This window comes from Flavobacterium sp. P3_A6 (assembly GCF_056403035.1).
In genome coordinates this window covers 156,666-179,154 of the sequence record NZ_JBFUGG010000005.1, presented here as the reverse complement: position 1 = coordinate 179,154, position 22,489 = coordinate 156,666, and the positions used below count along the sequence as shown (strand labels likewise).

The 22,489-nt window shown below is 34.4% G+C and carries 17 protein-coding genes; 11 read left to right on the top strand and 6 right to left on the bottom strand.

Annotation, left to right across the window (positions count from 1 at the left end; translation table 11 throughout):
* Positions 1 to 207: 207 nt before the first annotated feature.
* The gene (locus AC1DVP_RS07250; protein WP_477182832.1) at positions 208 to 504 is read left to right on the top strand and encodes an isoamylase early set domain-containing protein; all 297 of its coding nucleotides are present in this window, start codon (positions 208 to 210) and stop codon (positions 502 to 504) included.
* A 39-nt stretch (positions 505 to 543) separates the two neighbouring features.
* On the opposite strand, the gene AC1DVP_RS07245 is transcribed toward AC1DVP_RS07250, so the two are convergent.
* The 4 genes from AC1DVP_RS07245 to AC1DVP_RS07230 all read right to left on the bottom strand — a co-directional run bounded on the left by AC1DVP_RS07245 (position 544) and on the right by AC1DVP_RS07230 (position 4,201).
* Positions 544 to 1,395 (bottom strand): thymidylate synthase, encoded by an 852-nt coding sequence (locus AC1DVP_RS07245; RefSeq protein WP_477182831.1) that lies wholly within the window; start codon positions 1,393 to 1,395, stop codon positions 544 to 546.
* Positions 1,396 to 1,464: 69 nt separating this feature from the next.
* Positions 1,465 to 2,088, bottom strand: coding sequence for a bifunctional nuclease family protein (locus tag AC1DVP_RS07240; protein WP_477182830.1), 624 nt, complete (start codon positions 2,086 to 2,088; stop codon positions 1,465 to 1,467).
* Between the two features lie 274 nt (positions 2,089 to 2,362).
* Positions 2,363 to 3,331 (bottom strand): electron transfer flavoprotein subunit alpha/FixB family protein, encoded by a 969-nt coding sequence (locus tag AC1DVP_RS07235; protein ID WP_477182829.1) that lies wholly within the window; start codon positions 3,329 to 3,331, stop codon positions 2,363 to 2,365.
* 123 nt (positions 3,332 to 3,454) lie between these two features.
* Positions 3,455 to 4,201, bottom strand: coding sequence for an electron transfer flavoprotein subunit beta/FixA family protein (locus AC1DVP_RS07230; protein WP_477182828.1), 747 nt, complete (start codon positions 4,199 to 4,201; stop codon positions 3,455 to 3,457).
* A 453-nt stretch (positions 4,202 to 4,654) separates the two neighbouring features.
* On the opposite strand from AC1DVP_RS07230, the gene AC1DVP_RS07225 reads away from it, so the two are divergent.
* The 5 genes from AC1DVP_RS07225 (at position 4,655) to AC1DVP_RS07205 (ending at position 12,536) form a co-directional block, all read left to right on the top strand.
* Complete coding sequence (locus tag AC1DVP_RS07225) at positions 4,655 to 5,632, top strand: pyruvate dehydrogenase complex E1 component subunit beta (RefSeq protein ID WP_315251735.1); 978 nt, start codon at positions 4,655 to 4,657, stop codon at positions 5,630 to 5,632.
* A 65-nt stretch (positions 5,633 to 5,697) separates the two neighbouring features.
* Positions 5,698 to 8,196 (top strand): DUF5686 and carboxypeptidase-like regulatory domain-containing protein, encoded by a 2,499-nt coding sequence (locus AC1DVP_RS07220; protein WP_477182827.1) that lies wholly within the window; start codon positions 5,698 to 5,700, stop codon positions 8,194 to 8,196.
* 255 nt (positions 8,197 to 8,451) lie between these two features.
* Positions 8,452 to 9,054, top strand: coding sequence for a DNA-3-methyladenine glycosylase family protein (locus AC1DVP_RS07215; protein WP_477182826.1), 603 nt, complete (start codon positions 8,452 to 8,454; stop codon positions 9,052 to 9,054).
* Positions 9,055 to 9,310: 256 nt separating this feature from the next.
* Positions 9,311 to 9,841, top strand: a complete 531-nt coding sequence (locus AC1DVP_RS07210; protein WP_477182825.1) for an inorganic diphosphatase — start codon at positions 9,311 to 9,313, stop codon at positions 9,839 to 9,841.
* 112 nt (positions 9,842 to 9,953) lie between these two features.
* Positions 9,954 to 12,536, top strand: a complete 2,583-nt coding sequence (locus AC1DVP_RS07205; protein WP_477182824.1) for a sodium-translocating pyrophosphatase — start codon at positions 9,954 to 9,956, stop codon at positions 12,534 to 12,536.
* A gap of 81 nt (positions 12,537 to 12,617) precedes the next feature.
* Here the strand turns inward: AC1DVP_RS07205 and AC1DVP_RS07200 are convergent, their stop codons facing one another.
* Both AC1DVP_RS07200 and metK read right to left on the bottom strand, forming a co-directional pair.
* The gene (locus AC1DVP_RS07200) at positions 12,618 to 13,232 is read right to left on the bottom strand and encodes a deoxynucleoside kinase (protein WP_477182823.1); all 615 of its coding nucleotides are present in this window, start codon (positions 13,230 to 13,232) and stop codon (positions 12,618 to 12,620) included.
* Between the two features lie 315 nt (positions 13,233 to 13,547).
* Entirely contained in the window at positions 13,548 to 14,798 is a 1,251-nt protein-coding gene (metK, locus tag AC1DVP_RS07195) for a methionine adenosyltransferase (RefSeq protein WP_477182822.1), read from the bottom strand.
* A 528-nt stretch (positions 14,799 to 15,326) separates the two neighbouring features.
* Here metK and AC1DVP_RS07190 point away from each other — a divergent pair.
* From AC1DVP_RS07190 to AC1DVP_RS07170, 5 genes are all read left to right on the top strand, one after another.
* Entirely contained in the window at positions 15,327 to 18,173 is a 2,847-nt protein-coding gene (locus tag AC1DVP_RS07190; RefSeq protein WP_477182821.1) for a TonB-dependent receptor plug domain-containing protein, read from the top strand.
* A 387-nt stretch (positions 18,174 to 18,560) separates the two neighbouring features.
* On the top strand, positions 18,561 to 18,749 hold the full coding sequence (locus AC1DVP_RS07185) for a hypothetical protein (RefSeq protein ID WP_477182820.1): 189 nt from the start codon (positions 18,561 to 18,563) through the stop codon (positions 18,747 to 18,749).
* A gap of 56 nt (positions 18,750 to 18,805) precedes the next feature.
* Entirely contained in the window at positions 18,806 to 20,098 is a 1,293-nt protein-coding gene (locus tag AC1DVP_RS07180) for an O-acetylhomoserine aminocarboxypropyltransferase/cysteine synthase family protein (protein ID WP_477182819.1), read from the top strand.
* A gap of 284 nt (positions 20,099 to 20,382) precedes the next feature.
* Positions 20,383 to 21,384 (top strand): alpha/beta fold hydrolase, encoded by a 1,002-nt coding sequence (locus tag AC1DVP_RS07175; RefSeq protein ID WP_477182818.1) that lies wholly within the window; start codon positions 20,383 to 20,385, stop codon positions 21,382 to 21,384.
* A complete protein-coding gene (locus AC1DVP_RS07170; RefSeq protein ID WP_477182817.1) occupies positions 21,371 to 22,480 on the top strand; it encodes a homoserine dehydrogenase family protein in 1,110 nt (369 codons plus the stop codon). Before AC1DVP_RS07175 ends, AC1DVP_RS07170 begins: the two co-directional genes overlap by 14 nt.
* Positions 22,481 to 22,489 lie beyond the last annotated feature (9 nt).

Sequence of the window (22,489 nt, the reverse complement as noted above, 5' to 3'; positions counted from 1 at the left end):
GAATTTATTTTTAAATGTAACTATTTTGATTGTTGAATATTTAACGGGAAATCGTTTTCTTAAATGGAAATTAATATTTATGAGATTCTATTTTTTTTTAATGATAAAAAAGATACTTGTTTTTTGTTAATATGCTAAAAATGAGACTTTTCGTGTATGTTTCGAATTATTTCGCTTACTTTGTAATAACCTAAAAATAAAATAGTTATGTCAGTAAAAAAGCAATTTATAAAAACGAAGCCAGTTTGTAAAGTTACTTTTTCTTTAGAAGCAAAAGAGGCTAATGAAGTGTCTGTAATTGGTGATTTTAATGGTTGGAAAATTGAAGAAGGTTTTTTGAGCAAATTAAAAAACGGAACTTTCAAAGGAACTTTCGAATTAGGTAAAGATGCAACATACGAGTTTAAATATGTAGTTGATGGTTCGTATGTAAATGAGCCTGAAGCCGATTCATTCAAATGGAATGACTTTGCAGGTGCTGAGAATAGTGTATTGGTATTATAGCATAAAAAAATCCGCTCATTGAAGCGGATTTTTGTTTTTTTATACAGCTACATTTCCTTTAATAAGGGCATGAGGCTCATATCCTTCTAATGTGAAATCATCGAAATCAAAATCGAAGATGTTTTTTATATTGGGATTTAAAATCATTTTTGGCAATGGTTTGGGTTCACGGCTAAGCTGTAATTCAAGTTGTTCAAAATGGTTGTTGTATATATGGGCATCTCCAAATGTATGTATGAAATCGCCTGCTTCAAGGTCACAAACTTGTGCGATCATCATTGTCAATAGGGCGTATGAAGCAATATTGAAAGGGACTCCCAAGAAAATATCAGCACTTCGCTGATATAATTGGCAGGAAAGTTTTCCTTTGGTTTCACCTTTTGATTCATCTGGAGAAGCTACGTAAAATTGAAAGAATGCATGACAAGGAGGTAAAGCGGCTTTATTATTGGCAACATTTTCCTCAAATGACTTAGTAGTGTCTGGTAATACAGATGGGTTCCATGCCGAAACAAGCATCCTGCGGCTGTTTGGATTTGTTTTTAATTCAGTAATAAGATCTGAAATCTGATCTATTTCTTCGCTATTCCAATTACGCCATTGATGTCCGTAAACTGGACCTAAATCACCGTGGCTATCTGCCCAAGCATCCCATATTTTTACTCCGTTTTCCTGAAGGTATTTAATATTAGTATCACCCTTCAAGAACCAAAGCAATTCGTATATAATAGATTTTAGGTGTAGTTTTTTGGTGGTTAACATTGGGAAACCTTCGCTTAAATCAAACCGCATTTGATAGCCAAATACGCTTTTTGTTCCAGTTCCGGTTCGGTCTCCTTTTTGACAGCCGTTATTCATAACATGCTGTACTAAGTCTAGGTATTGTTTCATTTGTGTTTATTTGGTTAATCGTGGATTTGTTCATTCGATTAAACGATTTAGCAAATCTACGGTTAAACATTATGCTTCTCTCTTAGAAATTTCATCTCGAATCTTAGCCGCTTTTTCATAATCTTCTTGTTCGACCGCTTGCGCTAATAATTCGTTTAACTCCTGTAAGCTATGGTTGGAATACATATTGCCGGATTCGTTACTCTCGGCAGAGCCAAAAGTCTCTGGATTGGAAAGAATATCCTCTATTTCATTAGATGCTTCGCTCTCAAGAGGGTTGGCTTTCAAATAAATTCCAGCCTTATCCAGTATGTTTTTATAGGTAAAAATAGGAGCATTAAATCGGATTGCTAAAGCAATTGCATCTGAAGTTCTGGCATCAATTATTTCTTCGATTTTATCTCTTTCGCAAATAATGCTGGAATAGAAAACACCATCAACCAGTTTGTGAATAATTACCTGTTTTACTGCAATGTCAAAACGCTCTGCAAAATTCTTGAACAAATCATGAGTTAAAGGACGAGGAGGCTTGATCTCTTTTTCTAAAGCTATCGCTATGGATTGGGCCTCAAAAGCTCCAATGACGATAGGCAATTTTCTTTCCCCGTCAACCTCATTTAAAATTAACGCATAAGCGCCATTTTGAGTTTGACTGTATGAAATTCCTTTTATTGATAATTTAACTAAGCTCATGTTGGTGTAGTGAGAATTACAAAGTACTCTATTAATTGTGTCTTAATTTTCTGTTTTAAATAAAGTGCAATTTTAATCAAAATTTATGGAACAAAAAAACTGCCTAAAGCAAAGATACGATTATCTTATTTTTAGGCAGCTTAATTATAAGAGAAATTAAATCTGAAGTTATTAAGTCCTTAAGTAATTAGTGAAGAGTGATTAGTGAAGAGTGATTAGCTTTTGTTAAAATCTGCGCTTTCAGGCTAATTACTAATCACTCTTCACTAATTACTTAAGATTGGTGTTCTTTGAAAGCTTTAAATTTAGCTATTAATTGAGGCACAATTTCGAACGCATCTCCAACAACTCCATAATCAGCGACTTTAAAGAATGGCGCTTCTGGGTCGCTGTTAATAACGACTTTTACTTTAGAAGAGTTAATCCCTGCAATATGCTGTATTGCTCCTGAGATTCCGATGGCAATATACAAATTGGTAGCTACTGGTTTTCCTGTTTGTCCTACGTGTTCTCCGTGAGGTCTCCACCCTAAATCAGATACTGGTTTTGAACAAGCTGTAGCAGCCCCAAGAACTCCTGCTAATTCTTCAATCATTCCCCAGTTTTCGGGACCTTTAAGACCGCGTCCGGCAGAAACAACGATATCGGCATCAGCAATTGAAACTTTTCCTGAAACTTTTTCTACAGATGTTACTTTTACTCCAAAATCAGCATCTCCAACTGTTGGATTAAAATCTTCTTCAGTCAAAGAAGAGGCATTTTCAAAGATGCCATAAGAGTTTTTTCCTATAGTTAATACTTTTACATCCGTATTGATTTCAGTGATATTAAAAGCTTTGTTTGAAAAAGCAGTTCTTTTTACTTGAAATGGTGAAGTGCTTACCGGTAAACCAATAACATTTGAAGCATAACCTGCCTCTAAAACAACTGCCACAAGAGAAGCCATGTAGATGCTGTCTGTTGTAGAAGATAATAGAACTATTTTGGTTGCTTCTTTTTGAGCCGCTTGCTTAATAACATCAGCATACGCTTTGGCTGTAAAGCTTGTTAATTTATCATTGTTTACTTTCAAGACCTTATCAACTCCGTATTTTGATAATTCGGAAACATCACCAGCATTTACAGTTACAGCTGTAACGGTTGTTCCTAATGTTTCGGCTACTTTTTTTGCATAAGATGCTAGTTCTAATGCTACTTTTTTAAACTTTCCTTCTGCAGATTCTGCATATATTAATATTGACATGATGATTTGTGATTTTAGATTTTAGACTTGTGATTTTAGATTTTAGAACTTAGACTAGAGATTAAAGATTTTTTTTGCCATCAGCAATCAAAAATCGTTAATCTACAACCAGCAATCTAATTCTTAAATTACTTTCGCTTCGTTGTGCAATAAATTAATTAATTCGTCCAGATTATCTGCAGAAACTAACTTCACTGCCGATTTTGGAGCTGGTTTTTCAAATTTCACTGCTTTAGTATTTACAGGGGCATCAACTGGTTCAAGAATTGTTAAAGCTTTTGTTCTGGCAGTCATGATTCCTCTCATATTTGGAATACGCAAATCTTTTTCCTCTACAAGCCCTTTTTGAGCTCCGATGATAAGCGGTAGTGTAGTGCTTACGGTTTCTTTTCCGCCGTCTATTTCGCGAACAGCAGTTACATTGGTACCGTCAACTGTTATAGCTGTACAAGAATTTAAAAAATTGTACCCTAAAATACCAGCAATCATACCAGGAACCATTCCGCCATTATAATCTAATGACTCTTTTCCGGCAATTACAATGTCATACCCGCCATTTTTAATTACTTCGGCTAATTGTTTAGCTACAAAAAAACCATCAGTTGGATTTGCATTAACGCGAATTGCTTCGTTTGCACCAATTGCTAATGCTTTTCTTAAAGTGGGTTCTGTATCTGGTCCGCCAACATTAACAATAGTAACTGTAGCTCCTTGCTGTTCTTGAAACCATATAGCACGTGTTAGTCCAAATTCGTCATTTGGATTAATTACATATTGAACTCCATTGGTGTCAAATTCAGCGTCTCCGTTTGTGAAGTTGATTTTTGATGTAGTATCAGGAACATGGCTGATGCAAACTAATATTTTCATAATTATATATTTAAATTCTTTTTTTTCTCTGACAAATTTAAAATAATAAATTGAATAATTTATTATGCACGCATAACATTTTTTATAACTATTACGATTTCGTTAATTCTAATGCGATAAGAATGTTTATAATGATAGTTTTTATAAAAAATGAATAATATTTTGTGAATTTCAACAATTTACATCAGTTGTCACAATTTGTCAAGCAGCTATTATAATTTAAGCAAATAAAAAGACAAGGATTAAGTTCTTGGTTTTTTTGCGGATGTTTTCTAGATCAAAATAAATAATAATTGGTTAACAGAGGACACGAGTGAAACGAACTAATGAAGTAAATAGCACCTAAAAAAAACAATAGTATAAAACCTTGTTATTTTAAAGTGTTTTATGCTTTTAAGTAATTTAAAATAATTATTTTTGCATTTCTAAAAATTACACACAGACTATATAAATATGAGAACGATACAATTTAGAGAGGCCATTTGTGAAGCAATGAGTGAAGAAATGCGTCGCGATGAGTCCATATACTTAATGGGTGAAGAGGTGGCAGAATATAATGGTGCCTACAAAGCATCTAAAGGAATGCTAGCTGAATTTGGCGAAAAAAGAGTAATCGATACACCAATTGCTGAACTTGGTTTTACTGGAATTGCAGTAGGATCGGCAATGAATGGCTGCCGCCCGATTGTTGAGTATATGACTTTCAACTTTTGTTTGGTTGGAATTGATCAAATTATAAATAACGCTGCCAAAATGCGTCAGATGACAGGTGGTCAGTTTAATGTGCCTATCGTTTTCCGTGGACCAACTGCTTCGGCTGGACAATTGGGAGCAACTCACTCTCAAGCTATCGAGAACTGGTTTGCCAATACTCCAGGACTTAAAGTTGTGGTTCCGTCAAATGTTTATGATGCCAAAGGTTTATTAAAATCAGCTATTCGTGATAATGATCCAGTTATTTTCATGGAATCAGAGCAAATGTATGGTGACAAAGGAGAAGTGCCAGATGGTGAATATACCATTCCAATTGGAGTTGCCGATATTAAAAGAGAAGGGACTGATGTAACTATCGTTTCTTTTGGAAAAATCATCAAAGAAGCTTATATTGCAGCCGATGAATTGGCAAAAGAAGGTATCTCTTGTGAAATTATCGACTTGAGAACTGTTCGTCCAATGGATAATGAAGCGATTTTAACTTCTGTTAGAAAAACAAACAGATTGGTAATTCTTGAAGAGGCTTGGCCTTTTGCAAGTGTATCTTCAGAGATTGCTTACCTTGTTCAAGAGCAGGCTTTCGATTTTCTTGATGCGCCAATTCAACGTATCACTACAGCTGATACTCCTGCGCCATATTCTCCAGTATTATTGAAAGAATGGTTGCCAAATGCTACTGATGTTGTGAAAGCAGTTAAGAAAGTATTGTACAAATAATTTGAATATAACTATTTGAAAAGCTTCATCAATTGTGATTTTGATGAAGCTTTTTTTTATACATCATGAAGAAAATATTAGCAGTTATCATATTAATTTTTATTACAACTAATTTCATTTTTGGTCAGACAAAAGTGAGCGGTATTGTTGTGGATAAACTCAAGCAGCCTGTTCCTTATGCAAATGTTGTTTTCAAAAATTCGAGTATAGGTACTGTGACCAATGAGGACGGAAGATTTTATATGGAATCTCCAAATACCTATACAGCACTGGTGATTACTTCGATTGGTTTTGCAGATAAAGAAATTACGCTTAGCAAAACGGTTAATTATAATTTTACAATTGAATTAAGCGAACAGGAGGCTTTGAAAGAAGTAGTGGTTTATACTGGAAAAACTTCCAAGAAAAACAATCCTGCACTTGATATTCTGCGAAAAATTTGGGAGAAAAAGAAAAAAAACGGATTGTATCAGTTTGCTCAATACCAAATGGAGAAATATGAAAAAGTGGAATTTGACATCAATTCCATTGACAGTGCTTATAGAAAACAAAAGATTTTTAAAGGCATGGAATTTATATTTGACCATGTTGACACTTCGAAAGTAACTGGAAAAACCTATTTGCCCATTTTTATTAATGAAGCGTTGGTAGATGTGTATGGAGACAATAAAATACCGAGGGTAAAAGAAATTATAAAAGCCAGTAAAACTTCGGGTTTTGAGGGGAATCAGCAAATTTTATCATTCATAAAAGATTTATATTCGGATTACAACATATACAATAATTATATTGCCTTATTTGATAAAAGTTTTACAAGTCCGCTTTCTAGAACAGGAATTGATGTGTATAATTATGTGCTGAAAGACAGTGCTTATATTGATAAAAAATGGTGTTACAATATTGTTTTTTATCCAAGACGAAAAAACGAATTGACTTTCAAAGGTGATTTTTGGGTAAATGACACCACATTTGCCATAAAAAGAATAAACATGGCCGTTACCAAAAGTGCCAATATCAACTGGGTAAAGGATATTTATGTAGAACAGGAATTTGAGGTTTTAAATGATTCTGTTTTTCTTTTGACCAAAGATTACTTGATGTCTGATTTTGCTTTTAATAAAAAAGAAAAATCAAAAGGGGTTTATGGTAAGCGTACCACTTATTATCAAAACCATAAATTCAATATCGAAAAACCGGAGAAATTCTACAAAGAAGAAGTCAATTTTGTAGACAACGAAATATATAAGAAGAATGATGAATATTGGGAAGAGAATCGTTTTGAGAAACTAACCAAAGACGAGCAGGGTGTTTATAAAATGCTCGACACTTTGAAAAACGTACAAGCTTTTAAGCAAATAACCAGTTTGGTAACCATGCTGGCTAGTGGTTACGTCAATTATGGTAATTTTGATTTCGGACCAATTTTTTCCACTTTTGGCTATAATGAAGTCGAGGGTTTTAAAGCCCGATTAGGAGCGAGAACCTATTTTGGACCAAACGACCCTTGGCGGGTACAGGCTTTTACAGCTTATGGATTTACAGATCAAAAGTTTAAATATGGTTTTGCCGGAAAATGGATGATTGATAAGAAAAACCGGATTATTATTTCAGGAGGGAATAGGCGTGATATCGAACAACTGGGGTCTCAATTGACTACGACCAATGATATATTGGCTAGAAATTATGGCTCATCTGCCTTTTTTACAACAGGATCTAACGGGAAATTAACCAACATAGGTTTGACGAATGCCTACATAGCCATAGAGCCGGTTAAGAATCTGATGTTTCAAACGGGAGTGTCGTATAAAACATTGGAATCAGCTTCGCCTGTTTTTAGTTTAGATTATTATACTGCTTTGCCCTCGGCAGCAAATCCTGCTGGAGTTGTAAAAAGCAACACCACGCAATCGGAATTTAATATTCAGGCAGAATATACGCCCAACCGAAGAACCATCGCTTATGGAGTCGAAAGAAGCATAGCCAGCAGTCCGTACACCACGGTATTTGTTAATTACAGCCAAGGATATAAAGGGGTATTGAATAGCGATTTTAATTATAAAAAAATCGAAATATATTACAAACAGCCCATCATCATTGGTCCTCTTGGACGCACTAATCTAATATTGGAACTTGGAAAAACTTTTGGGACAGTTCCTTTGGGCTTATTGAGTATTGTGCCAGGGAATCAGACGTTTTTTACTATTGAGAACACGTTCAGTAATCTTAATTATTATGAATTTATCACTGATAAATATGCTACATTCCAGTGGAATCATGATTTCAACGGAAGACTGTTTGCCAGAATTCCTTTTATGCGAAAACTCAATTGGAGAGAATTTGTAGGAGTCAAAGCCGCTTATGGTACAGTTTCAGACGATAATAAAGCCATAAATGCCTCGGGCTTAATATATACAGCGCCAGAGGATGTGTATTGGGAGTACAATGCGGGAATAGGAAATATTTTCAAAATATTCCGTGTAGATTTCTCTTGGAGGGGTAACTATCTCGATGTGCCTAATGTTAATAAATTTGCAGTAAAAGCATCGGTTGGATTTTATTTTTAGAAGCTATTATTTTGTCAGTTCGTTTCACTCGTGTCCAGCTTTTTGTTATGATTTTTTGTCAAAATATTTTATTTTCAATTGCCTAAAAGGAGCTTCGGCTGGCCGCTCTTTTGGTTAAGAAAATAATAGTATTTCATCCTGCAAAATTTTCACTCCAAACGTAGTTCACTGAACTCCTATGAAAATAAAAATTAATTGAGGTGATCTGGGCTATGGCATCAGGCATTAATCTAAATTTGAATTAAAAATCAAACTATGCAACAAGCTATTGATTATCTTTTTCAAAAAGATGGCATCTTCAAGCAGATTATAGACAGCTATGGATTACCAACAATCCCACAAAGGCCTCAAGGATTTGAGACATTAGTGCTGTTAATTTTAGAACAGCAAGTTTCCATAGATTCGGCCAAAGCAACTTTCTTAAAAATAAAAGCTGAACACGCTATTTTCAAACCCGAATTACTTGTTGCCATTTCCGATGATCAATATAGAACTTTTGGTGTAAGCAGACAAAAAACTGCTTATATAAAAGCATTGTCGTCTGCTATTTTAAATAAAGAAATAGATTTGGTCAGTTTGCCGCAAAAATCGGCACAGCAAGTCCGCGAAGAACTTATTAAAATTAAGGGAATAGGTAATTGGACAATTGATATTTATTTGATGTTTTGCCTGCAGGAACCTGATTTACTGCCTCTGGGCGATATAGCAGTAGTCAACACAATAAAAGAATTACTGGATATTCATGACAAATCCATTATGGAAACCTATACTGTTAATTGGAGTCCTTATCGATCTTATGCTACATTTTTGCTTTGGCATTATTATCTTAAAAAACGCAAACGCACAATAGTATATTAGAAAACAGGTAATTATCGGATGGTAATTAGTGATTGGCCGTTAGGAATATGAAAAATCAAATTCTTTACAAAAAGATTCTTTTGATTGATTGTTTTTCAATTATTTTGAGTGTAATAGTGCGTGAGAGTGTTAATCAAAGCTAATTACTGTAAACTAATCACTAATCACTGGATTAAATTATCTTTTTTTATTGTAAAAAAGTATAGTTTGATTACTTTTGCAAACGTTAATAAAATTAAGAAAAGATAAAAGAATAATGACTGCAGACAAAATAAAAACTTTTGATGTATTAATTGAAATACCAAGAGGAAGTAGAAATAAATACGAGTACGATTTTGAAATTAGAAGAATGCGTTTTGACAGAATGTTATTCTCTTCTATGATGTATCCGGCTGATTATGGATTCATCCCTGAAACTTTGGCATTAGATGGTGATCCATTGGATGTTTTGGTGTTGATTAATGAGCCAACTTTTCCTGGTTGTGTAATGGAAGTGAAACCTATTGGAGTTTTCCACATGGCTGATGATAAAGGACCAGATGAAAAAATAATCTGTGTGCCTGTTTCAGATCCAATCTGGAATTCGTTAGAAAACCTATCTGATATCAATCCTCATTTATTGAAAGAGATTGAGCATTTCTTCCAAGTTTACAAGGATCTTGAAAACAAACAAGTTGATGTAGAAGGTTGGGGAGATATAAATGAAGCATTTGCTATTATCAAAGAATGTACGCAGCGTTTTAATGATATTCCAAATAAACCAGAGGGATTATTTAGTATTAAATAATTTACCCCCTTATAATTTGTAAAAAAAGCAATACTCTGTAAAGAGTGTTGCTTTTTTTTGTTAAATTGCTATCGATAACAATTTTTACATTAACAAACCAAAATGAATAATTATGAATTCAATTATGATTTATGTGCCAATAATTATGGCAGTAATAGGGCTAATTTTTATGGCGATCAAAAGATCTTGGGTATTAAAGCAGGATTCTGGAGATGGTAAAATGAAGGAGATATCAGATCATATATATGAGGGAGCCCTAGCTTTTTTAAAGGCAGAATATCGACTGTTGGCAGTCTTTGCAGTAATTGCAAGTGTTGTATTAGCAAGTATTACTTTTATACCAGGAGTTAAAACAAATATATTAATAGTGGTGGCATTTATATTCGGTGCATTTTTCTCTGCATTAGCTGGGAATATGGGAATGAAAATTGCAACAAAAACCAATGTAAGAACGACTCAGGCTGCTCGCACAAGTTTGCCGCAAGCTTTGAAAGTTTCTTTTGGAGGCGGAACTGTAATGGGATTAGGCGTAGCCGGTTTAGCTGTTTTAGGCTTAACCGGTTTTTTTATTATTTTTTTCAGAATATTCATGAACGGACAATGGACTTCAACAGAAGACATGACGGTTGTTTTGGAAACGTTAGCAGGTTTTTCTCTAGGAGCTGAATCAATTGCTTTGTTTGCCCGTGTAGGTGGAGGGATTTATACCAAAGCAGCCGATGTAGGTGCTGATTTGGTAGGTAAAGTAGAAGCAGGAATTCCAGAGGATGATCCTCGAAATCCTGCTACAATTGCTGATAACGTAGGAGATAATGTAGGTGATGTTGCAGGAATGGGTGCCGATTTATTTGGGTCGTATGTAGCAACCGTTTTGGCAGCAATGGTACTTGGAAATTATGTAATAAAAGATATGGGAGGAAACATCCAAGACGCTTTTGGCGGAATCGGACCAATTTTATTACCGATGGCAATTGCAGGTTTTGGAATTTTGTTTTCTATAATTGGTACTATGCTAGTTAAAATTACAGATGAGAATGCCAAAGAAGCTCAGGTTCAAAAAGCATTGAATATTGGAAACTGGGTTTCTATTGTTTTAACTGCAATCTCTTGTTATTTCTTAGTTCAATATATGCTTCCAGAAACGATGAGCATGACTTTCTTTGGTGAAGGATCAATGGATATTTCATCGATGCGTGTTTTTTATGCTACACTTATTGGACTTATTGTAGGTGGAGCTATTTCATCTGTAACAGAATATTATACAGGTTTAGGAACAAAACCAGTAATGGCTATTGTTCAAAAATCAAGTACAGGCGCAGGAACAAACGTAATTGCAGGATTGGCGACAGGAATGATTTCTACTTTTCCAACTGTATTATTATTTGCAGCAGCGATTTGGTCTTCTTATGCTTTAGCTGGGTTCTATGGCGTAGCATTAGCTGCTTCTGCAATGATGGCCACAACAGCAATGCAATTAGCAATCGATGCTTTTGGTCCTATTTCAGATAATGCTGGCGGAATTGCCGAAATGAGTGAATTGCCAAAAGAAGTACGTACCAGAACAGATATTTTGGATTCGGTAGGAAATACTACAGCTGCAACTGGAAAAGGCTTTGCTATTGCTTCGGCAGCATTAACCTCTTTGGCTTTATTTGCAGCTTATGTAACTTTTACTGGTATTGATGGAATTAATATTTTCAAAGCTCCAGTATTAGCTATGTTGTTTGTTGGTGGAATGATACCAGTTGTTTTCTCTGCTTTAGCAATGAATTCAGTAGGGAAAGCGGCGATGGATATGGTGTACGAAGTACGACGTCAATTCAAAGAAATTCCAGGAATTATGGAAGGAACTGGAAAGCCAGAATATGCAAAATGTGTAGATATTTCTACTAAAGCAGCTTTGCGCGAAATGATGTTGCCAGGTATTTTAACAATAGGTTTTCCTATTGCAATTGTACTATTAGGAAAATTAGTATATGGAGATAATAATCAATTAATTGCCGAAATGTTAGGAGGCTATATGGCTGGAGTTACTGTTTCTGGTGTACTTTGGGCTGTTTTTCAAAACAATGCTGGCGGTGCTTGGGATAATGCCAAAAAATCTTTTGAGGCAGGAGTTATGATTAATGGCGAAATGACGTATAAAGGATCAGATGCACATAAAGCGGCGGTTACTGGTGATACTATTGGAGATCCATTCAAAGACACTTCTGGACCATCAATGAATATCTTAATCAAATTGACTTGTTTGATTGGATTGGTAATGGCTCCAATTTTAGGAAATGGAAGCATTACCATTGACGCAAAAGGGACTTGTCCTGAAAAGAAAGAAATTTGGATGAAAGAATGTCATAAAAATGAAGGCGGAATGATGATGGGGAAATGCGACATGGCTAAATGTGCAAAAATGACCAAAGAAGAATGTGCAAAAATGTGCGACAGTCTAAAGTGCACTCCTGAGCAAAAAGAAATGTGTTTGTCCCATTATGACAAAAACGGAAAATTTGTTGAACCAAAAGGAAAAGCGTGCTGTGCTAAAAAAGGTGAAGTCAAAAAAGAAGTGAAAGTACAGCTAATTAACAAAGGCGGAAAATCAAAAGCAACCGTAACTACTTCAGTAAATAGCAATGAAAATGTACAAGTTTTTGAAGGTTCATTGGAAGAAGTAAAAGCTAAAGTAGAAGCTTTGCAATAATAATATTGAATTGTTTAAATAAAAATGCCCTGAAATTTTTTTTCGGGGCATTTTTATTTTTTTAAGAGATGATGTTTGATATTAAAATAACCCATTCAATTCAGCATCAATCCGATTGATGATACTTCCTAAATCTTCAGGATTGTCTACAAAATTAATATTGTCGACATCTATAATCATGATTTTTCCTTTGTTGTAAGTTTGTACCCAAGCTTCATAACGTTCGTTAAGCCGGCTTAAGTAGTCAATAGAAATGGTGTTTTCATATTCTCGGCCACGCTTATGAATTTGTCCTACTAAGTTAGGAATAGAACTTCTTAAGTAAATTAATAAATCAGGTGCTTTGACAAGAGATTCCATTAATTCAAAAAGAGAAGAATAGTTTTCAAAGTCACGGCTTGTCATCAATCCCATGGCATAAAGATTGGGGGCAAATATGTGTGCATCTTCATAAATAGTTCTGTCCTGAATGATTTTTTTGCCACTCTCACGAATTTGCATTATTTGACGGAAACGGCTATTCAAGAAATAGATTTGTAAATTAAAGGACCAGCGTTCCATTTGATGGTAAAAGTCATCAAGATAGGGATTGTCTACTACTTCTTCAAAATGAGGCTCCCATTTAAAATGTTTGGCCAGCAAACGGGTTAATGTTGTTTTTCCTGAACCTATGTTTCCAGCTATAGCTATGTGCATTACGTTATTACGATTTTATAATTCATATTTCATACGATTGTAAAAATAGATAAAATTTGTTTTTAGTAAAGATATTTATACAATGATTTTGAAATATAAATTCAAATTTTATTCTTTTCAGAGTATTGCTGAGAAAACCTTTCTGATAGTATGATGCCCAGATTTTTTTATAAGTAATAGTTGTAATTCAGGCTTAAATTACTTGATAATTTTTTATGAAGGTATTTTCTGTGTATTGCTGTTTTAGGACAAGACTTGTCAAAAAAAAAACCATTCGATTGCCGAATGGTTTTTTGTATAATCTTTTTGGGTTTTTTACAATCCAAAAGCAGTTTTTACCTGATCTACAAAATCTAATTTTTCCCAAGTAAATAAGTCAACTGTAACTGTTTTAGTTAATCCGCCTGGAGCAAAGAATGTTTTGGTTACGGTTTCAGGCGTACGTCCCATGTGTCCGTAAGCCGCAGTTTCACTATAAATTGGGTTTCTTAATTTCAAGCGCTGTTCGATAAAGTAAGGACGCATGTCAAAAATAGCTTCTACTTTTTTAGCAATTTCACCATTAGTCAAATTCACTTTAGATGTTCCATAAGTATCAATAAAAATACCCATTGGTTTTGCTACCCCAATCGCATACGAAACTTGTACCAAAATCTCATCGGCAACACCTGCTGCAACAAGGTTTTTGGCAATGTGGCGTGTAGCATAAGCAGCACTTCTGTCTACTTTACTTGGATCTTTTCCAGAGAAAGCACCACCACCGTGAGCTCCTTTTCCGCCATAAGTATCTACAATGATTTTTCTTCCTGTCAATCCAGTATCTCCGTGAGGACCTCCAATTACGAATTTACCTGTTGGGTTAATGTGATATTGAATTTTATCATTGAATAAATGTGCATGAGCAGGATTTTTTGCAATGATTCTTGGAATCAATATTTCGATAATGTCTTTTTTGATTTTGGCAAGCATAGATTCTTCTTCGTCAAAATCGTCGTGTTGTGTAGAAATTACGATAGCATCAATACGAGTTGGCTTGTTGTCATCGCTATATTCTAAGGTAACTTGAGATTTAGCATCAGGGCGCAAATAAGTGATTTCGTTATTTTCACGTCTCAAAACAGCTAATTCCTGTAATAATTTATGAGATAAATCAAGTGCCAATGGCATGTAATTTTCAGTTTCATTTGTTGCATAACCAAACATCATTCCTTGATCTCCAGCGCCTTGCTCTTCTTTGCTTGCTCTGTCAACACCTTGATTAATATCTGCAGACTGTTCGTGAATGGCTGAAAGAATACCGCAAGAGTTTGCTTCAAACATGTATTCGCTTTTTGTATAACCAATTTTACGAATCACTTCGCGGGCAATTTGTTGTACATCTAAGTAAGTATTTGACTTTACTTCACCTGCCAAGATTACTTGACCTGTAGTTACTAACGTCTCACAAGCTACTTTTGATTCAGCATCAAATGCCAAAAAGTTATCAATTAATGCATCCGAAATTTGATCTGCAACTTTGTCTGGGTGTCCCTCACTTACAGATTCTGACGTAAATAAATAAGCCATAATAATTATAAATTTTTAAAATTAATCGAGGAAAAACAATTGCTGGAAAGACTAAAGGAGAGTTTCTGCTTTAGCATTTTTTTCTACTGAAAAATTTTCAGCATCCATAATGAATTTGTTTCATTATGAAGAGGTTGCAATCAGTTCAAATTTTTCCTCTTGTATTCGGGTGCAAAGGTATGAAACCATTTTGAATTGCAAATTATTCTTTTGCTTTTTTTAATTTATTAAGAGGAATTTAACAAACTATACTAATTCTATAGGATTTATAAAATAAATTGTTTTTCTCTTGGCTGATTGAAAAATAGTTTGCATTTTTGCATCAAGAAATAGAAAACAAAATGAAATTAATCTCAAAAAATATGTCTTGTATGATGCCGGAAAGTTCCGCAGAGAGAGTATTGTAGATTATTTTTGATATATATAATATGAAACCTCTGCTAACTGCAGGGTTTTTTTTTGCTCAAAAATAAAATAAAGAATGAATGTCAAATTTTAAAACTGAAGGATAATCTCAATTAAATAGTTATGAAAAATAAATTACTAATACTTCTTGGCTTAGCTGCATTTTCCGGATTGCACGCTCAGGATAATAAAATAAAGAACGATACTTTGCAAAACAATGAATTGTCAGAAGTGACTGTTGTTGGTTCAAGAAGCAAAAACAGAGTAAAGACCGATGTGCCAGTTCCTATTGACATTTTAAATATTTCGGAAATAACAAAAGGTGCACCACAAACGAGCGTAACTCAAATATTAAATTACGTTGCCCCATCATTTACCAGTAACCCAACTTCTACTGCTGATGGAACAGATCACGTAGACCCAGCTCAATTAAGAGGTTTGGGACCAGATCAGGTTTTGATTTTGGTTAATGGAAAACGCAGGCATACTAGCGCATTGGTAAACATAAACGGATCACCTGGAAGAGGTTCAGTTGGTACAGATTTGAATGCGATTCCGTCATACGCCATCGAACGTATTGAAGTTTTAAGAGATGGTGCAGCAGCACAATATGGTTCTGATGCCATTGCCGGCGTAATAAATATAGTGCTGAAAAAGGATGCTAAATATGTTTCTGGAAATATTCAATACGGAGCGAATCTGTCTTCGGGATCTAATAATTTTGAAGGCGGAAGTGATGGGGGAACTTTACAAATAGATTTAAATTACGGAACATCTTTAGGTAAAAAAGGAAGCTATTTGAATTTTACAGGAAGTGGCGTGACAAGACAAGCAACAAGCCGTGCGGGAATTAGAAGCAACGCCATTTTTAATGCATATAATGCTGTCGAAAACAGAGCTTCTCAGAATGGTGTTGAGGTGAATTCTTTATTCAGCAATATTAATAACACGCCAAATTCGGCTCAGATTATTAGCACTTTGAAACAATATGCGCCACAAGTTGATTATTTTACTCCGGCTCAACAAACAGCTATTGCTGGTGCAGCAACAATTTCTCAAATGCAGACAGCATTAAATTTTGATGTTACTAATAACGAAATCCATTATCGAGGCCAGGAAAGAAGTGATTATAATATGAGTGTGGGTCAGTCAGAATTGGCTTCAGGGCAATTGTATTTTAATGCCAAATACCCTTTAAATGATATTGCCTCTTTGTATTCTTTTGGTGGAGTTTCGTATAGAAACGGAAAGTCTTATGCTTTTAACAGACTTCCAAATGGTTCAGGAACTTTCACGCAGGTGTATTCAAATGGATTTTTGCCGGAAATTGAGTCAGATATATTAGATGCCTCGGCAGCGGTTGGAGTTGCGACAAAATTATTTGGATTTGATGCTGATTTTAGTTCAAATTTAGGATCAAATTCTTTTAAATATGGTGTAAACAATACTATAAATGCAACTTTGGGAACAGCATCTCCATCTAGTTTTGATGCAGGTAAAGTTTCGTTTTTACAGAGTACAACCAATTTAGATTTTAGTAAAAAACTCGATGTTTTAGATGGTTTGAATGTTGCTTTTGGTGGGGAATTCAGATATGAAAATTATCAGATTAAAGCTGGTGAAGAAGCTTCTTACGGATTGTATGATGTAAACGGAAACTTTGTTCAAGGAACATTGCCAACTACTTCACCTTTAATCGTAACTGATTTTTTTGGGAATAAACGCGGAGCAGGAGCACAAGGATTCTCAGGTTTTCAGCCTTCGGATGTTAAAGAAAAAGACAGACAAAGTGTTGCTGCTTATGTCGATTTAGAATTAAATCCAACTGAAAATTGGCTTTTGAATGGAGCAGCACGTTTTGAGAATTATTCCGATTTTGGGAATACAGTAACTTTTAAATTGGCTTCTCTTTTAAAATTGAATGAATTCGTCAATTGGAGAGTTTCAGGGCAAACCGGTTTTAGAGCGCCATCATTACAGCAAAAATATTTTGAAAGCAGTTCTACACAATTTATTAATGGCTCTCCTTATCAAGTTGGGTATTTTACAAATGATTCTGATGCCGCAAAAAGTATTGGTGTAGAAAACTTAGAGCCAGAGAAATCTAAAAGTATAAGTACAGGTTTTACATTCAAAATTCCATCGGCTAATATTACTATTTCGGCCGATGGGTATTTCACAAGAATTGATGACAGAATCGTTTTAACTGGTCAATATTCAAGACCAACAGATGCGCAAATTGGAGCAGCAACATCGCCAGAGCAAGCAGAAGCATTAAGGTTGTTTCAGGAAGCATTTGATTTGAAAGGTGTAGAAAGAGCTTCATTCTGGACAAACGGAATCAACTCAGAAACAAAAGGCATAGATGTGGTGATTTCTCATAAATATGATGTTATTCAGGATTTCACAATACGAAACGATTTTGCAATCAGTTATAACGAAACAAAAAGAGTTGGTGATTTAAATATTCCTCAGTCTATCATTGATGCGGGCGGAGAACCTTATAAATATTCGTTTTTCCCTGAGTCAAGCAGAATTTATCTTGAAGAGGCAATTCCAAAATTGAAAGCCAATTTAACAACAACTTTCAATATCAAAAAACTGGACATTTATTTAAGAAATACTTATTTCGGACAAGTTACTGATCCGGGAGCAACAGATGTAAACTTAGACGGATTTTCATCTGTGTACGAACATCCTGAATACAGCGCAAAAATTGTTACCGATCTATCTTTAGGATATCAAATAAACGAAAAATTCAGAGTTACGCTTGGAGTTAATAATATAGGAGATGTTTATCCAGATCGAAATAATCCTGCAACTCCTGCATTTACAAATACGACGCCAACATTGTCTCCTGCGCCAAGTACAGATTTAAGCAATGCCAATCAGTTTCCTTATTCAAGAGCTGTTTCGCAGTTTGGTTTAAACGGAAGATTTGTTTTTACGCGTTTAAGTTTCAAGTTTTAAGTAAAAAAATAAAAAAAATATTTTAGATCATAAAAATGCTTAATGCTTGATTATAAAGGATTTTTATAAGATTTCGGAAGAATTTTTAACACGAAATTCTTTTTTAAATGTTAAATAATATATTTCTTTTTGGTGGTTTGAAAATAGTTACTATATTTACTCTATCAAATTAGTAGAATTAAAATAATTCAAAGAATTTTTAATTAAAACAAATTATAATATGAAAACAATAGCAAATAAAATGAGGGTATGTTGTATGATGCGAAAATGCATTCCTAGTTGCTGTTGCCAAAAGTGAAAGATGAATCTTTGTTATAGTTAAAACTATAAAACCTTTTGGCCAGCCAGCCAAAGGTTTTTTTTTATTACACTTTTAAAATTATAATTATGAAAACACTAAATAAAAATTCGAAAGTAACGCAGTCTTTATTAAAAATAGATTATCGAAGGAGCATCAGCCCAATAGAAGATATACAAACAGAAACAGCTCAGCAAAACGAAGAGCAGTATTCAACAAGTCAGGAATCATTACTATTTAAAATGTATGATTTAGAAGAAGAAGACCTTTTTGTTTAAAAATAAAGAAATACAAATTCAAAATACTATTTAACAATATTAAAAAATAAGAAATCATGAGCACACAAAACTTTGCAACAAACGCATTACACGCAGGACACGACGTAACTAAAAATGGTGGAACTAGAGCAGTTCCAATTTATCAAACCACTTCGTATGTGTTTAATAATTCAGATCAAGCCGCCAATTTATTTGGACTTACAGAAGAGGGATATATTTATACCCGATTAAATAATCCGACAAATGACATTTTAGAAAAGCGGTTAGCAGTTCTGGAAGGAGGCATTGGTGCTGTAGTTACTGCTTCAGGAGCATCAGCAATATCGACTGCTTTGTTAGTGTTGCTAAAAGCCGGAGACCACATTGTAGCTTCTAGCAGTTTATATGGCGGAACCTATAATTTATTGAAAGTAACATTGCCAAGATTAGGGATTACCACCACATTTGTAGATGCTACAGATCCTGAAAATTTTACACGTGTGGCTAAACAAAATACGAGAGCATTCTTTGTAGAAAGTCTAGGAAATCCAAAATTAGATGTATTGAATTTAAAAGCAATTGCAAATGAAGCAAAGGCTTTCAAAGTTCCCTTTATAGTCGATAATACGGTTGCTTCCCCATATTTATTGAACCCAATTGAGTATGGAGCGGATATTGTAATTCATTCATTGACCAAATATATTTCAGGAAATGGAACTTCATTAGGAGGAGTAATCATTGATGCAGGAAAATTTGACTGGGCAAATGGGAAATTCCCTGAATTCACAGAGCCTTCAGCAGGATATCATGGTTTGGTATATCACGAAGCATTAGGAAACGCTGCTTTTATTGCAAAAGCACGTATTGAAGGACTTCGTGATTATGGAGCGGCATTGAGCCCTTTTAATGCTTTCCAAATCATTCAGGGATTAGAAACTTTGGAAGTGCGTATTAAAAGACATAGTGAAAATGCCTTGGCATTAGCACAATGGTTAGAGGTTCAAGATGAGGTTGCTTGGGTAAATTACCCAGGTTTAAAATCAAGTAAATATTATGTTTTAGTTCAAAAATATTTGCCAAAAGGACAAAGCGGTGTTGTAACATTTGGTTTAAAAGCCGGTTTTGATGCAGCCAAAAAAGTGGCCGATAACACGAAACTATTTTCCATACTGGCCAATATTGGCGATACCAAATCCTTAATCATTCATCCTGCCAGCACCACACACCAGCAACTGACTGATGAGGAACAAATTTCAACAGGTGTTACCAAAGATTTAATTAGACTATCAGTTGGACTTGAAGATATAGAGGATTTAAAAGCAGATTTAAAAGCTGTTTTTGAAACCATAAAAGCACCACAATTAGCTTGATAATGTGTTTTTTTTTGTTAGTAAAACTGCCTTAGCTACTTTGGATTGTTAGTCTAAGGTGGTTTTTACAAAAATCTGAATTCTCGTATTTGTTTTGGGAGCAATTGCATCAGGCATTTTTAGAGAGATGGTTCCTGCTCTCCACTATATCTTTTTCTTTTTAAAGGAAAAAGAAAAAGGATGTCGTTTCGATCAGGGCTAAAAAGAATGATAGTGTGTTTTTGCCATCATTAACAATGGCAGTCGGATTCAGGTTAAAATTTAATTTTTAAAAATATTCGAAAATGGAAAATTTAGAAAAAATAGATCTCTTTAATTTTGATTTAGAAATAGGGAAACAAAAGGCATATCTTCCTTTGTTTTATAATGTTTTTGGGAGGCCGTTGGGCAGTGCTCCTGTTGTAGTAGTGAATCATTCTTTGACAGGAAATTCGAAGGTTGCTGGAGAAAAAGGATGGTGGAGTGGTATCGTTGGCGAAAACAGAGCAATTGATACAGACTATTTTACAGTAATAGCTTTTAATATCCCAGGAAATGGATATGATGACAATCTCGAAAATTTAATCGATAACTATCGAGATTATAGTGTTCGTGACGTTGCAAGGATCTTTTGGGAAGGATTATTTTTCTTAAAAGTAAAAAATGTTTATGCCGTAATTGGCGGAAGTTTAGGCGGAGCGATAGCATGGGAAATGGCAGCACTGCAGCCTGATAAAATTGAAAATCTGATTCCAATTGCAACAGACTGGAAAGCTACTGATTGGGTTATTGCAAATGTTTTAATTCAAGATCAAATTCTAAATCACTCGGATGATCCAATAGTTGATGCCCGCTTGCATGCTACTTTGCTGTATAGAACTCCAGAATATGTCAATCAAAGGTTTAGAAGAAGCAAATTAGATGAATTATCAGCTCTGAAAATTGAGAATTGGTTACTTGATCATGGCTTTAAATTGAAAAACAGATACCGATTGGCTGCTTATAAATTGATGAATCATCTGCTTAAAACAATTGATATCACTAAAAACAGACCTGATTTTTTAACAGTGGCAAATGCTATTGAGAGCAATATTCATCTTATAACTGTTGATTCAGATTATTTGTTTATTGCTGAGGAAACCCGTAAAACTTACAGGGAATTGACCAATAAAAAGCAAAATGTTTTTTATCACCAAATTCAATCTATTCATGGACATGATGCTTATTTGATTGAATTCAATCAGCTGTCAGATATTTTAAAGCCAATTTTTAACTATCATAAACACCAGCTTTATGCCAGCGCTTAAAATAAACGTAATCCTTTTTGGAATTGGAAGCGTGGGAAGTGCATTGATAAATCAAATTATTGAGAGTCAGCAATTCTACTTGGAAAAGAAAAATATTGATTTGCGCTTCCCTGTAATTACCAATTCAACTTTGGCTTTTTTTGAAAAAGATGGAGTCAAAAATAGTTGGGAAGCCAATTTTGATGAACTAGCATTTCCTTTTACAATGCAGGATATTATTGAGTTCGTCAAAAATAAAGAACTTGAAAATGTAATAATAGTTGATGCTACTGAAAGCTCTGAACTAGTTAAACATTATATTCCCTTAATTCAAAACGAATTTGATATTGTTGCTGTCAATCAAAATGCAAACGTACTGCATATCGATTTCTATAAAGAAATACGGCGAAATCTAAAAAAGTTTGATAAGAGTTTTTTGTATGAAACTAATATTGGAGCAGGGATTCCTGTTTTACAGATTATAAGCGATTTGTATTATTCAGGCGAAAAAATAACGAAAATAAGGGGTGTCTTTTCAGATTCATTGAGCTATATTTTTAATAGGTTTTCATCAGAAAATGTGTCTTTTTCAGCTGTATTAAATGATGCAGATAAAAAAGGTTTGTTAAAAGCCGATTTTAAAGAAGAGCTTTCGGGGATTGGAGTAGCTAAAAAAATACTAGTTTTAGCAAGAGAACTGGGCAAAGAGATAGAATTTTTAGATATAAAAATTACTTCACTTTTATCACACCCTTTGGAGGAATCAAGTCTCAAATCTAAATTTTTATCCAATGCAGCAGTATTGGATAAAGATTTTGAAGTTGCCAAAATCGCTCAGTCAAAAAATGAAGTGCTGCGATATGTCGGAGAGATTTTGATTCCAGAAAATAAATTTGAAGCCAAATTGGTTTCAGAACCTGTATCTTCTGCTATTGGCCAATTAAAAGGAACCGAAACGGTTTATGAAATTTACACTCAATCCCGTGGAAATAATAATCCAATTGTTGTTCGCGGAGACAATTCTGGAAAAAAGTCGGAGACTATAGCTCGAGGAATTCTTGTGGATATTTTAAAAGTAAGCGAAAAAATAAAAATAAAAGAAACAATTTGGCTCTAAAGCAAATAA

Coding starts and splice junctions, on each gene's coding strand:
- AC1DVP_RS07250 (WP_477182832.1), top strand. CDS start 208: ATGTCAGTAAAAAAGCAATTTATAAAAACGAAGCCAGTTTGTAAAGTT.
- AC1DVP_RS07245 (WP_477182831.1), bottom strand. CDS start 1,395: ATGAAACAATACCTAGACTTAGTACAGCATGTTATGAATAACGGCTGT.
- AC1DVP_RS07240 (WP_477182830.1), bottom strand. CDS start 2,088: ATGAGCTTAGTTAAATTATCAATAAAAGGAATTTCATACAGTCAAACT.
- AC1DVP_RS07235 (WP_477182829.1), bottom strand. CDS start 3,331: ATGTCAATATTAATATATGCAGAATCTGCAGAAGGAAAGTTTAAAAAA.
- AC1DVP_RS07230 (WP_477182828.1), bottom strand. CDS start 4,201: ATGAAAATATTAGTTTGCATCAGCCATGTTCCTGATACTACATCAAAA.
- AC1DVP_RS07225 (WP_315251735.1), top strand. CDS start 4,655: ATGAGAACGATACAATTTAGAGAGGCCATTTGTGAAGCAATGAGTGAA.
- AC1DVP_RS07220 (WP_477182827.1), top strand. CDS start 5,698: ATGAAGAAAATATTAGCAGTTATCATATTAATTTTTATTACAACTAAT.
- AC1DVP_RS07215 (WP_477182826.1), top strand. CDS start 8,452: ATGCAACAAGCTATTGATTATCTTTTTCAAAAAGATGGCATCTTCAAG.
- AC1DVP_RS07210 (WP_477182825.1), top strand. CDS start 9,311: ATGACTGCAGACAAAATAAAAACTTTTGATGTATTAATTGAAATACCA.
- AC1DVP_RS07205 (WP_477182824.1), top strand. CDS start 9,954: ATGAATTCAATTATGATTTATGTGCCAATAATTATGGCAGTAATAGGG.
- AC1DVP_RS07200 (WP_477182823.1), bottom strand. CDS start 13,232: ATGCACATAGCTATAGCTGGAAACATAGGTTCAGGAAAAACAACATTA.
- metK (WP_477182822.1), bottom strand. CDS start 14,798: ATGGCTTATTTATTTACGTCAGAATCTGTAAGTGAGGGACACCCAGAC.
- AC1DVP_RS07190 (WP_477182821.1), top strand. CDS start 15,327: ATGAAAAATAAATTACTAATACTTCTTGGCTTAGCTGCATTTTCCGGA.
- AC1DVP_RS07185 (WP_477182820.1), top strand. CDS start 18,561: ATGAAAACACTAAATAAAAATTCGAAAGTAACGCAGTCTTTATTAAAA.
- AC1DVP_RS07180 (WP_477182819.1), top strand. CDS start 18,806: ATGAGCACACAAAACTTTGCAACAAACGCATTACACGCAGGACACGAC.
- AC1DVP_RS07175 (WP_477182818.1), top strand. CDS start 20,383: ATGGAAAATTTAGAAAAAATAGATCTCTTTAATTTTGATTTAGAAATA.
- AC1DVP_RS07170 (WP_477182817.1), top strand. CDS start 21,371: ATGCCAGCGCTTAAAATAAACGTAATCCTTTTTGGAATTGGAAGCGTG.